The sequence below is a fragment of the Vibrio sp. 704 genome (genome assembly GCF_033339295.1).
The window spans coordinates 1-536 of record NZ_JAWOUH010000940.1; the positions used below are offsets into that span (position 1 = coordinate 1).

Consider the following 536-nt stretch of genomic DNA (forward strand, 5'->3'; position numbering starts at 1 on the left):
CATGTTGACTGGAGCGACGTTGTATTCAACGTTTTGGCTAGAGCCTACTGCTACCCAAGAAAACGAAATTAATTCGGTACTGACGCGAGAAAATAAAACCATTTTTGAGCCGGTTTTACCGGACGAGCATGTCTCATTGCCTTCAGACTTTCGCTTCCATCCTGAATATCAACATGAATGGTGGAACTACTTTGCGAAGCTGCAAGATAAGCAAGGTCGTACTTACAACGTGCAGTGGAGCTATTTTCGCGTCGCCACCGATGAACGAGAAACCAGCGGTTGGCAAAACCCGCAACTGTACATTTCACATGTTGTCGTGAGCCATGGTTCGCATGTGTGGAAAGAACAGCGTGTTGCGCGCGGTGGTATTGGTCAAGCTGGCATGACAAACCGACCATTCCGTTTATGGATAGATAACTGGACTTGGCGCTCATTAGGCTCTACACCATTTCCAGGCAACCTCAATGTTACAACGGACACATTCGGACTCGAACTGAATACCATGACAAGCGGGCCGTTTGTGGTAAATGGAGATA

1 protein-coding gene is annotated in these 536 nt (G+C 47.4%); it reads left to right on the plus strand.

From position 1 onward, the window contains the following. Window position 1 precedes the first annotated feature (1 nt). The coding region (locus R7R24_RS29995; protein WP_318120628.1) for a lipocalin-like domain-containing protein at window positions 2-536 on the plus strand (535 nt) is incomplete at its 3' end.